At 75.4% G+C, this 10,205-nt stretch carries 12 protein-coding genes; 7 read left to right on the forward strand and 5 right to left on the reverse strand.

Annotation, left to right across the window (positions count from 1 at the left end):
* Positions 1-212: 212 nt before the first annotated feature.
* On the forward strand, positions 213-854 hold the full coding sequence (locus AB0O29_RS32245; protein ID WP_365158840.1) for an ankyrin repeat domain-containing protein: 642 nt from the start codon (positions 213-215) through the stop codon (positions 852-854).
* A 47-nt stretch (positions 855-901) separates the two neighbouring features.
* Positions 902-1,972: a YncE family protein gene (locus AB0O29_RS32250; protein WP_365158872.1), complete on the forward strand. Its 1,071-nt coding sequence runs from the start codon at positions 902-904 to the stop codon at positions 1,970-1,972.
* A gap of 43 nt (positions 1,973-2,015) precedes the next feature.
* Here AB0O29_RS32250 and AB0O29_RS32255 read toward each other — a convergent pair whose 3' ends face one another.
* The gene (locus AB0O29_RS32255; RefSeq protein ID WP_365158843.1) at positions 2,016-3,554 is read right to left on the reverse strand and encodes a hypothetical protein; all 1,539 of its coding nucleotides are present in this window, start codon (positions 3,552-3,554) and stop codon (positions 2,016-2,018) included.
* Between the two features lie 88 nt (positions 3,555-3,642).
* Positions 3,643-4,074, reverse strand: a complete 432-nt coding sequence (locus tag AB0O29_RS32260) for a VOC family protein (RefSeq protein ID WP_365158846.1) — start codon at positions 4,072-4,074, stop codon at positions 3,643-3,645.
* 129 nt (positions 4,075-4,203) lie between these two features.
* Here AB0O29_RS32260 and AB0O29_RS32265 point away from each other — a divergent pair, with 129 nt between their 5' ends.
* The gene (locus AB0O29_RS32265; protein WP_365158849.1) at positions 4,204-5,013 is read left to right on the forward strand and encodes an arylamine N-acetyltransferase; all 810 of its coding nucleotides are present in this window, start codon (positions 4,204-4,206) and stop codon (positions 5,011-5,013) included.
* Positions 5,014-5,043: 30 nt separating this feature from the next.
* Here AB0O29_RS32265 and AB0O29_RS32270 read toward each other — a convergent pair whose 3' ends face one another.
* Positions 5,044-5,949 carry an NmrA family NAD(P)-binding protein gene (locus AB0O29_RS32270; RefSeq protein ID WP_365158852.1) on the reverse strand — a complete coding sequence of 302 codons (906 nt, stop codon included), beginning with the start codon at positions 5,947-5,949 and terminating at the stop codon, positions 5,044-5,046.
* Positions 5,946-6,470, reverse strand: coding sequence for a nuclear transport factor 2 family protein (locus AB0O29_RS32275; RefSeq protein WP_365158855.1), 525 nt, complete (start codon positions 6,468-6,470; stop codon positions 5,946-5,948). The genes AB0O29_RS32270 and AB0O29_RS32275 overlap by 4 nt, the downstream gene beginning before the upstream one ends.
* Before the next feature lie 97 nt (positions 6,471-6,567).
* Between AB0O29_RS32275 and AB0O29_RS32280 the strand changes: the two genes are divergently transcribed.
* The gene (locus AB0O29_RS32280; RefSeq protein WP_365158858.1) at positions 6,568-7,182 is read left to right on the forward strand and encodes a TetR family transcriptional regulator; all 615 of its coding nucleotides are present in this window, start codon (positions 6,568-6,570) and stop codon (positions 7,180-7,182) included.
* Positions 7,183-7,211: 29 nt separating this feature from the next.
* Positions 7,212-7,427: a hypothetical protein gene (locus tag AB0O29_RS32285; RefSeq protein ID WP_365158861.1), complete on the forward strand. Its 216-nt coding sequence runs from the start codon at positions 7,212-7,214 to the stop codon at positions 7,425-7,427.
* Between the two features lie 63 nt (positions 7,428-7,490).
* On the opposite strand, the gene AB0O29_RS32290 is transcribed toward AB0O29_RS32285, so the two are convergent.
* A complete protein-coding gene (locus AB0O29_RS32290) occupies positions 7,491-8,279 on the reverse strand; it encodes a VOC family protein (RefSeq protein ID WP_365158864.1) in 789 nt (262 codons plus the stop codon).
* Between the two features lie 115 nt (positions 8,280-8,394).
* Here AB0O29_RS32290 and AB0O29_RS32295 point away from each other — a divergent pair, with 115 nt between their 5' ends.
* Both AB0O29_RS32295 and AB0O29_RS32300 read left to right on the forward strand, forming a co-directional pair.
* Positions 8,395-9,045 (forward strand): HAD family hydrolase, encoded by a 651-nt coding sequence (locus AB0O29_RS32295; RefSeq protein WP_365158867.1) that lies wholly within the window; start codon positions 8,395-8,397, stop codon positions 9,043-9,045.
* Positions 9,046-9,192: 147 nt separating this feature from the next.
* Positions 9,193-9,741 (forward strand): hypothetical protein, encoded by a 549-nt coding sequence (locus AB0O29_RS32300; RefSeq protein WP_365158869.1) that lies wholly within the window; start codon positions 9,193-9,195, stop codon positions 9,739-9,741.
* Positions 9,742-10,205: the final 464 nt, after the last annotated feature.

A 10,205-nucleotide genomic window follows, 5' to 3' on the forward strand; every position in this document is an offset into this window, starting at 1 on the left:
AACGGCTCGATCACCGTCCAGGCCTGATCAGTCAGTTCATGACGTCGCACCACGAACGGAGTAACGACCAACCGACTTTGCGGACACGGCCTAGCGGATGCCGGGGCGGCGTGGATCAGCCGATCGGATGACGGGCGGGTCAGCCGGGTGAGCGGGGAGGGAGGGACGGCGGGGGGATCTCGCGCCGGGGCGGGCCGGAGCAGGATGGGGGCATGAACCCGCACGACCGACTGCTGCTCGACGCCGCCAAGGCCGGGGACACCGACGGGGTGCGCGCCGCGCTCGCCGCCGGCGCCGCTCCGGAGACCCGCGACGAGGACCTCCGCACACCGCTGCTGCTCGCCTCGCTCGGCGACCACGTCGGCGCCGCCGAGGTGCTGGTCGCCGCCGGCGCCGACCCCGACGCCCCCGACTCCCGCGAGGACACCGCCTGGCTGGTCACCGGGGTGACCGGCAGCGTCCGCATGATGCGGACCCTGCTCCCGGCCGGCCCCGACCTGACCCGGCGCAACCGGTTCGGCGGGATCTCGGTGATCCCGGCGGCCGAGCGCGGGCACGTCGCCTACGTCCGGGCGGTGCTGGCGGAGACGGACATCGACGTGGACCACGTCAACCGGCTCGGCTGGACCGCGCTGCTGGAGGCGGTGATCCTCGGCGACGGCGGCTCCCGCCACGAGGAGGTCGTCCGGCTGCTGCTCGCCGCCGGCGCGGACCCCCGGCTCGCCGACGCCGAGGGCGTGACCGCGTACGAGCACGCCGTGCGGCGCGGCTTCGACGGGCTGGTGCGGCTCCTGCGCGCGGCGCAGGAACGCCCCGGCGGTGACGGCGACGTCGATGGCGGGGGCGTGCGGTGAGCCGGCGGGCGCGGGCGCTGCTCGTCGTCGTGCCGGCCGTCGCCGCCCTGCTGGGCGGCTGCACCACGGCCGGCGCCGGGAGCGGAGCGGGCCGGACGCCGGCCGCCTCGCCCGCGCCGGCCGGGACCCCGCTGCCCGCCGGCCGTCCTACCCCCGAAGGGACCCTGCTCGTCGCCGACTTCGGCGCCGACACGGTCACCTTCGTCGATCCGCTGCGCGGTCCGGTCGGCTCCGTCGCCGTCGGCACCGCGCCGTACGGGCTGGCCGTCGGCCCGGACGGGCTCGCCTGGGTGGCCACCGCCGAGGGGGTGGCGGCCGTCGACACCCGCACCCGTGCCCGGGTGGCCCGGATCCCGTACACCACGGGCACGGGCCCGGCCGGAACCGGCGAGTACCGGGGCGGGGGCATGGGCATCGCGCTCTCGCCGGACGGCTCGCGCGCCTACGTCGGGGTCAACGTCCCCGGCGGGCGCGGCGTGCTGGAGGTGATCGACACCGCCGCCCGCAGGGTCACCGCCACCGTGCCGGTGGGCCGCCGCCCCTTCGACGTGGACGTCGCCCGCGACGGCGGTGAGGTGTACGTGACCGGCCACGACTCCTTCGACGTCACGGTGGTCGACGCCGCCACCCTCGCGCCGCGCCGGATCGAGGTGGCCCCGTACGGCACGGAGGGCGGCCTCGGCTCCTGGCTCAAACCGCACTACGCGGTCGTGCGGCCCGGGGACGGCAGGCTGCTGCTGCCCTTCGAGGGGGAGCGGCTGGCCGTGGTGGACCCGCGCAGCGGCGCGGTCTCGGTGGAACGGATGACGGCCGACACCCACCAGCACGGCGCCGCCCTCACCCCCGACGGCCGGCTGCTCGTCGTGGGCACCGGCGCCGTGGAGGAGGGCGAGGGGCCCTCCCTCACGGTCAGGTCGCCCGGCGGCGAGGAGCGCGTGTACCCGCTGGACGGCCCGCACGAGGACGTGGCGGTCTCCCGCGACGGCCGGACGGCGTACGTCACCGGCGGCTACACGCGGGACGGCTACTGGAACGGGCTGACCGTCGTCGACCTCGCCGACGGCACCAGCCGCCGCCTCCCCGCCGGCACCCGCCCCCTGGGCATCGCCGTCCTGTAGGGCCTGTCGTCAAACTCCCGTCTGCCCCCCGGGGGCCGCCGGCTCAGCCTCCCTTGAGCCGGCGGTTGATCTCCTCGCCGACGCGCCGGTTGATCTCGGCCAGCTGCTCGGGGGTGTAGGCGGTGAGGTCACCCAGGTCCGGCGGGTTGGCCTGGGGTTTGTCCTTCTTCTGGTCCTCGCGGCGTTTGAGTTCCTGCTCCTCCGGTGAGCCGGGCGCCGCGAACGCGCAGCGGATCAGGGTGCCGTCGGCGGCCTTGAGGCAGGTCGCCTCACGGCCGGCGATCTGGCCCCGGCCCTCGACCCGGTAGCGGATGTCCTGTTCGCTGCCGATCGTGGCGGTCCAGGTGGTGCCGCCGGTGGGGACGACCTCGAACACCCGGTCGTCGTTGTAGCAGCAGACGTCCCGGTACTCGGCCTTGATCAGGGCGGTGATCGCCTTCGGCGAGGACCAGGTGGGATCGAGGCGGTGCACGGTCAGGGGGGCCAGGCCGCCGCCCGCGTGGCGGGCCGGGACCGTCGCGACGGCGACGACCGAACTGGCCTCGCCCTGCGGGGTGAGGGGGGTGACGTAGACGCTGCGCCCGCTGGAGTCCCCGTAGCGCAGGGTGAACTCGGAGTCGTTCCCCTCGTTCGCCCCGTCCTCCGAGGCGTCCCAGCCGCTGCGGTCGAACCACCAGTCGGAGAAGCTGCCGACGGCGACGACCGATTCCCGCTGGCGGGCGGCGAGGCTGAGCGGATAGGACGGGCCCGGGATGCCGTCCGTGTCGGTGGTGATGGTGACCTTGCCCGTGCGGCCGTCGTAGAGCGCGACCCCGGCGGGGCGCTCGGTCACGACCAGGAGCCCGGTCTGGCGCTTGAGGGGGACGACGACGATCGGCGTGTCGCCCCGGCAGGTCACATACGCGTCGCTCGCCTCGAAGCGGACCCAGCGCTTCTGCTCGGAGATCAACCGGCCCAGGTTGTGGCCGTACCAGCCGCTGATGCGCGCGTCCGCGACGTCCACGTCGAAGGAGCAGCGCTGCTGGGAGCGGCTGGTGCCGCCGAGCGGCACGTCCTGTACGAGGCCGACCTCGTACCCGGACAGCCAGCCGCTGCGCTCGACGAGGGTGGCGAACCGGTCAGAGTCGGGCAGGTAGGTGATGTCGGCGATCTCGCCGGTGACGTCGCCCAGGTGCGGGGCGGCCTGCGCCTTGCCGACGAGGTAGGGGGCGCGGGGTGCCAGTGTGGGCACCGGATCGGTCACGATGTCCGTGGCCGCCATGTAGGACCGGTCCTGGAGGTACGCGCCGTAGACCAGCCAGGCGACGGCGAGTGCGAGACCGGCGACGGCGCCCAGGCAGCCGAGGGCTCCCGCCGCGCCGCCCGACCCTCCGCCGGTCTTGCCGAGCCGCTTGCGCACGAGCCACTGCACGGCCCACACCAGTACGACGAACGCCACCGCGAGCAGCGGCAGGGACAGCCAGGCGAAGAGCTTGCGCAGCTCCCACACCAGGACGGTGGAGTAGTACGGCGCGTACAGCGGCGCGCACGCCACCAGCACCACGACTCCCACCGGTATGCCGATCCGCAGAGCCCGTGCCATCAGCGCCTCCCCCAACGCTTGGTTCGGCTCAATTGTGGGGTGTGGGGCCGGACTTGTCATGGCCGAATGCGGATTGCCCCGCCGGGCGTCAGGCCTCCGGCCCCTCGATGGCGACGAGTTCGACCTCGAAGCCGTCCGCGTCCTCCAGGTAGGCGGCGTAGGTCGCCTCTCCCCCGGCGTACGGGTGGCTGTCGGGGAACATCAGGGTCCAGCCGTGGCGCGGCGCCTCGGCGACGAGGGCCTCGACGGCGCGGTGGTCCTCGACGTGGAACGCGAGGTGGTTCAGTCCGGGCCGGCACCGGTCGTGCTCGGCGGCCGTGAGGGCGGCGGACCGCTCGAAGACCAGGTAGGTGGCCCCGAGCCGCCAGCTGCGCCCGTCGTCCCAGCTCTGGAACGGGGTGTAGCCGAGGGCCTCCAGCAGCCATCCGAAGGAGACGGCGGCCCGCTCCAGGTCGGGGACCCAGATCTCGACGTGGTGCAGGGCGCCGGGGACGGGCCGGACATCGCGGTGCGCCTTCAACTCGTTCCCCTCGTCGGTGTTGCGGCGGTCCCGCGCATTCTAGGCGGCCCGGCCGCGCCCGGTCCCGTGAGCCGGTCGTAGGACCGAAGACGCATGGCGCGGCGGGACGGGAGGCGCGAGAGTGGGGGCATGGAACCTCTCGGCCCCGCCCGCACCGACGCCTACCTGCGCCGCCTGGGAGCGGCCCGGCCCGCCCGGCCCACCGCCGGCTCGCTGCGCGAGCTGCACCTGCGCCACCTGCGGACCGTGCCGTTCGAGAACCTGTCGATCCACCTCGGCGAGGACGTCACGCTGACCGCGGAGGCCGTCTTCGACAAGGTCGTGACCGCCGGGCGCGGCGGCATCTGCTACGAACTGAACGGCGCCTTCGCCGAGTTGCTGACCTCGCTCGGCCACCGGGTGGAACTCCTCCAGGGCCGGGTGCACGGCAAGGACGGCGCGCCGGGCATCCCCTACGACCACTTGGCGCTGCGCGTCGACGGACGCTGGCTCGCCGACGTGGGTTTCGGCGACCACAGCGCGTACCCGCTCGACCTGGACGAGCCGGGTGAGCAGAAGGACCCGGGCGGGGTGTTCCTCGTCCGGCCGGCCCCGGACGACGCGGAGCGCGGCGGTGGCGGCGACCTGGAGGTGCTGCGCGACGGCGTGCCCGTGTACCGGCTGGAGACCCGCCCCCGCGTGCTGGCCGACTTCGTGACCGGGGCCTGGTGGCACCGCACCAGCCCGGAGTCCGGCTTCACCCGGGGCCCGGTCTGCTCCCGGCTGACCGCGGACGGCGGCCGGATCACCCTGCGGGACCACACGCTCATCGCCACCTCGGCGGACGGTGGGCGCACGGAGGAGGAGCTGACGGACGACGAGGAGGTACGGGCCCTCTACCGCGCCGAGTTCGGCATCGTCCTCGACCGGCTGCCCGTGCCGCTGCACCCCCGCCCGTGAGCACGGGCCGGCGCGTCGGCCCGCCGCCGGTCAGCGGCGTGCGAGCTCCCGTTCGGCGAGCTCTCGTTCGGCGAGCTCCCGTTCGGCGAGCTCCCGTTCGCCGAGCTCCCGTTCGGCGAGCGCGCGGAAGCCGCCGGCCGGGCGGCCGGTGAGGCGTTCGACGGTGTCGGTCACCCGGTCCTCCGCCCCCTCGGCGATCGCCCGGTCCATCCCGGCCAGCATCGCGGCGAACCCGGCGGGCATCAGGCGGGCGAGCCGCTCGCGCATCTCCTCGTAGGACAGCGGGCGGTGGCGCACGGGCCGGCCGGTCACGTCCGTGAGGACGGCGGCGACGTCCGCGTGGCTCAGGGCCTCGGGCCCCGTGAGGACGAGGTCCGTGTCGGGCGCCCGTTCGTCGGTGAGGGCCCGGACGGCCACGGCCGCGATGTCGTCGGCGTCGACGAAGCCGACCCGGCCGTCGCCGGCGGCGGTGACGATGACGCCGTCCTCCCTGATGCCGCGGGCGTGCATGTGGTCGCCGGTGAAGTTCTGCATGAACCAGGACGGCCTCAGCACCGCCCACTCGTCGAAGACGCCCGGCAGGGCCGCGTGCACCCGGCCGACGGCGGGCCCGCCCTCGGGGATGGAGGAGGCGCTCAGGAGTACCGCGCGGCGTGCGCCGCGGGCGCGGGCCCGGCGCAGGAAGGGCAGGACGACGGCCTCGGGGTCGGGATCCCCGACGGGCGGGATCAGGTAGAGGCGGTCGACGCCGTCGAGGGCGGTGTCGTGGGTGTCCGGGTCGTACCAGTCGAAGCGGACCGGCTCGGCCCCGGCGACCGGGGCTCCCCCGCGGCTGGCCGCCCTGACCGGGTGGCCGGCGGCGGTCAGGAGCGCGGCGGTGCGGCCGCCGGTGGTGCCGGTGGCACCGATGACGAGGGTGGCGGGCGCGGCGGTCATCGGGCGCTCCCCGCGAACGCGGCGCCGGGGCCGAGGGCGGCGAGGGGGTTCCAGTAGTCGCGGTAGCCGGTGATGAGCCCGTCGGCGTCGAAGGTGACCACGGCGACGTACGTCATGTCGTGGGGGTCTCCGGTGCGCACCAGCCGTCCGGTGGCGCGCATCTCGACCACGAGGGTCCGGGGGTCGGCGGTCTCGTGGATCCGCAGGTCGGCCTCGGGGAAGTCGTGGAGGTCGATGTGGTCGGGATAGGGGCGCATGTAGTCGGCGACGGCCTCGCGGCCCTCCAGCCGCCGGGGCCACTCCGGGGGCGCGAACGGGAACTCCATCACCCCGTCCTCGGCCCACAGGCCGACCCACCCGGGGATGTCCCCGGCGAGCAGCAGGCGCAGGCCGTGGCGGAAGCGCTCGGCCGGGGAGGCCGGTGCGGGTGTGGGTGCGGGCGTGGATCCGGGTGCGGGTGCGGGTGCGGATCCGGCCGCGGGTGTGGATGCGGGTGCGGCTTGGGGTGCGGTTTCGGACATGGGTGTCCCTCCCTCTCGTACGCCTCGTACAATGCGGACCGTGGGTCCGCTTAGAACGATACGGACCCTGGGTCCGTTTTTCAATCGGAGGAGCCGCGTGACCGAACCCGAGCGCAAGACCCGCAAGGACGCCGCACGCAACCAGCGGGCCGTCCTGGAGGCCGCCGACGCCCTCTTCGCCCGGGCCGAGAGCCCCGAGGACCTGACGATGGCCGCCGTCGCGGCGGCCGCCGGGGTCGGCAAGGGCACGGTCTTCCGCGCCTTCGGCGACCGCGCGGGCCTGCTCCGCGCCCTCTACGAGGCCCGGCTCGAACCCGTCCGGGAGGCCGTGGAGAGCGGCCCGCCGCCGCTGGGCCCCGAGGCCCCGCCGAAGGAGCGCGCGACGGCCCTCCTCGACGCGGTCCTGTGCTTCAAGCTGGACAACCGACGCCTCGCCCTCGCCCTGGAGGCGAGCGGCTCCGGCACCCCCTACCAGGCGGAGCACTACGAGCGCTGGCACTCCCTGCTGCGGTCGGTGCTGGCCCGGATCCCGGGGCTCACCGACCCGGACTTCACCGCCCACGCCCTGCTCGCGGCCACCCGGGCCGACCTCGTCGAGCGGCTGGCCGGAGCGGAGGGCGTGCCGCGCGAGGAGCTCCGGGCCCGGCTGGCGCGCTACGCGGACCGGGTCGTCGCGGCCCCCGGCCCGGCCCCGGCGCCGGGTCCACAGTAACCGACGGGCGGGCCGGGCGTTGGGTGCGTGTGACTCTTGACGACCTGTACACCGACATCGTGGCCGAGGAAGTCGACGCGGACGCCGACGCCGGGCCCGAGCGGCTGCCGATGCTCACCTACCGCGAGGCCGTCCTCGCCCTGGCGGTCCTCGGGGCCGTCGCGGAGGGCGAGACCGGCGAGGAGGTGCGCACCACCGCGCGCGCCCTGGGCACCCGGCTCGGCATGCGCCTGCCCGCCACCTGAGCCGCCCCCGCCCGGGCGGCGCCCCGCCCGGCCGTGGACGCCGGGCGGGCCGCCGCCGGGGGGTCAGGCCGTGGCGCTCTTGATGACGGCGAACGGGGCCCCGAACGGGTCGAGCATCATCGCGAAGCGGCCCACGCCCTCGGCGTCCATGACGGGGATGATGACCGTGGCCCCCAGCTCCGAGGCCCGCGCGACCACCGGTTCGCACGCCTCGACCTCGAAGTACGGGTGCCATTCGGAGGCCGAACCGGCGTCCAGGTTGTCCTGGGCCAGCTGCAGGACGCCTCCGTGCATCGTCTCCGCTCCCCCGCCGGCGGGCCCGGCGATGCCGTACACGACACCGCCGCCCATGGGCACGTCCCGGGTCTCCCACGACAGGACCCCGCCGTAGAACCGCTTCGCGGCCTCGGCGTCGGTGGTGTACAGCTCGATCCAGCTGACGCTGCCGGGCTCGTTGACGAGTTCCAGACCGTCGGTGTCCCCGGGCTGCCACACGGCGAACTCGGCGCCCGTCGGGTCCGTGAAGCCGGCCATCCGTCCCGCCGTGAACACGTCCGCGGGCGGGAAGCGGACGCGGCCGCCCGCCTGTTCCACGGCCTTGGCGGTGGCGTCGGCGTCCACGGTGCGGAAGTACACCGTCCAGGCCGAGTCCGCGCCCTCCTCGGTCAGCGGGCCGACGGCGGCGACCGTCCGGCCCTCCTTCAGCAGGAAGCCGTAGCCCCCGGCCTCCGGCCCCGCGGAGGCGAACTCCCAGCCGAACACGCCCCCGTAGAAGGCGACGGCGGCGTCGACGTCCGGGGTGCCCAGGTCGAGCCAGTTCAGCCCGCCCGGAACCTGAGTGGAGGTCAGCATGAGGTGCTCCCGTCGCGTGCGGTGTCCTCCGGACCGGCGGCCCGGGGCCCTGGCGCCAGCCTGGCACACGGGCCGGCTCCGGAGGCGGTACGCGCCGGGGCCCTATCCTGCGGGGATGACCAAGCCGATTGAACTCGTCATATTCGACTGCGACGGGGTGCTGGTGGACAGCGAGCGCATCGCCGTGCGCGTCCAGGTCGCCCTCGGGGCCCGGCTGGGCTGGCCGCTCACCGAGGACGAGGTCGTGGACCGGTTCATCGGGCGCTCACACACCGCCATCCGGGAGCAGGTCGCGGAGCGGCTCGGCGAGGAGACCGCGGCGGTGTGGGCCGAGGGTTTCGAGGAGCTCCACCGCGAGGCCGTGGACGCCGGCCTCGCCCCCGTCGACGGGCTGCCGGAGGCCCTCGACGCCCTGACCCTGCCCACCTGTGTCGCCTCCAGCGGCTCCCACGACAAGATGCGGCACACCCTCGGGCGGACCGGGCTCTACGAGCGGTTCGCCGGCCGTATCCACAGCGCGAGCGAGGTCGCGCACGGCAAGCCGGCCCCCGATCTGTTCCTGCACGCCGCCCGGCGGATGGGCGTGGACCCGGCGGCCTGCGTCGTGGTCGAGGACAGCCGGCCCGGCGTCCTCGCCGCCCGCGCGGCCGGCATGCGCTCCCTCGGCTACGCGGGCGGCCTGACCCCCGCCCGGCTGCTGGAGGGCCCGGGCACCACGGTCTTCCACGACATGCGCGAACTGCCCGCGCTCATCGCGGGGCTGTAGCCGTTCCGGGACGGTAGCCGTTCCGGGGCGGGGGTGGAGTCCGTTCGGCCGACCGGCGGCACGTCGCGCGCCGCGCGCTCCCCGGCGTTCCGTCCATCTGATGATCGCCCGGCGAATGCGCATGCACGATCGAAAGGCTCACGCCCCATGTCTCTCGCCACCTGGGCGGACATCGCCGCTGCCCGTAGGCAGTTGGCCGCCGGAGCAGTCGTCCTCGGACTCTCCCTCACCCTGGCCCTTCCTACCGTGGCCCAGGCTTCGACGAACCCCTTCGGCGGCTCCGACGGCCGCTCCGAGGGGAAGGTCGTCACACAGGCCGACCAGCACGTCCACGCGGGTCCGACGACCGATGCCGCGAAGATCGGCAGCCGCAAGGGCGGCACCCGCGTGGGACTGCGGTGCAAGGTGCGCGGCAAGGAGGTGGACGGGAACGACATCTGGTACCGGCTCGCCGACGACGAGGGCTGGATGGCGGCCCGGTACGTGAAGAACCACCACCCGGTGCCGTGGTGCCCCGTCAAGCCGCCGCACGGCAAGGGCGAGAAGGGCGATCGCGGGGAGCCCGGCCCCAAGGGCGACAAGGGCGACCCCGGCCCGGCCGGGCCCAAGGGGGACCCGGGCGAACGCGGCCCGGCGGGGGTGAAGGGAGACCCCGGGGGAGCGGGGGCCCTCGGGGCCCGCGGGCCAGACCGGTGAACGGGGCCCGGCCGGAACCAAGGGCGACACCGGGGAGCGCGGCCCCGCCGGGACCAAGGGCGAGGCAGGGGACCGGGGCCCGGCTGGGGCCAAGGGGGACACCGGCGAACGCGGCCCCGCCGGGCCACAGGGGGATCCCGGCGATCGTGGCCCCGCCGGGCCACAGGGAGACCCCGGCGGGCGCGGACCGGCCGGCGCCAAGGGCGGCGCGGGGGAACGGGGTCCCGCAGGGCCCAAGGGCGATGCGGGACGTGACGGCGCCCCGGGCCCGGCCGGGCCCGCAGGGCCCAGGGGCGAACGGGGCCAGGACGGGGACCCGGGCGCCGAGGGAGCACCGGGTGAACGGGGTCCCGCCGGTGCCAAGGGGGACACCGGTGAACGGGGTCCCGCCGGCGCCAAGGGCGACACCGGAGAGCGGGGTCCCGCAGGGCCCAAGGGCGACCAGGGGCCGGAGGGTGCGCCGG

This window comes from Streptomyces sp. NPDC089915, from assembly GCF_040684675.1.
GTDB lineage: Bacteria > Actinomycetota > Actinomycetes > Streptomycetales > Streptomycetaceae > Streptomyces.

What these genes read in the sequence shown, in the direction of transcription:
- AB0O29_RS32270 (WP_365158852.1), bottom strand. Translation starts at nt 5,949, where the DNA reads ATGACCGCCGCGCCCGCCACCCTCGTCATCGGTGCCACCGGCACCACC.
- AB0O29_RS32290 (WP_365158864.1), bottom strand. Translation starts at nt 8,279, where the DNA reads ATGCTGACCTCCACTCAGGTTCCGGGCGGGCTGAACTGGCTCGACCTG.
- AB0O29_RS32300 (WP_365158869.1), top strand. Translation starts at nt 9,193, where the DNA reads ATGTCTCTCGCCACCTGGGCGGACATCGCCGCTGCCCGTAGGCAGTTG.
- AB0O29_RS32245 (WP_365158840.1), top strand. Translation starts at nt 213, where the DNA reads ATGAACCCGCACGACCGACTGCTGCTCGACGCCGCCAAGGCCGGGGAC.
- AB0O29_RS32295 (WP_365158867.1), top strand. Translation starts at nt 8,395, where the DNA reads ATGACCAAGCCGATTGAACTCGTCATATTCGACTGCGACGGGGTGCTG.
- AB0O29_RS32275 (WP_365158855.1), bottom strand. Translation starts at nt 6,470, where the DNA reads ATGTCCGAAACCGCACCCCAAGCCGCACCCGCATCCACACCCGCGGCC.
- AB0O29_RS32265 (WP_365158849.1), top strand. Translation starts at nt 4,204, where the DNA reads ATGGAACCTCTCGGCCCCGCCCGCACCGACGCCTACCTGCGCCGCCTG.
- AB0O29_RS32255 (WP_365158843.1), bottom strand. Translation starts at nt 3,554, where the DNA reads ATGGCACGGGCTCTGCGGATCGGCATACCGGTGGGAGTCGTGGTGCTG.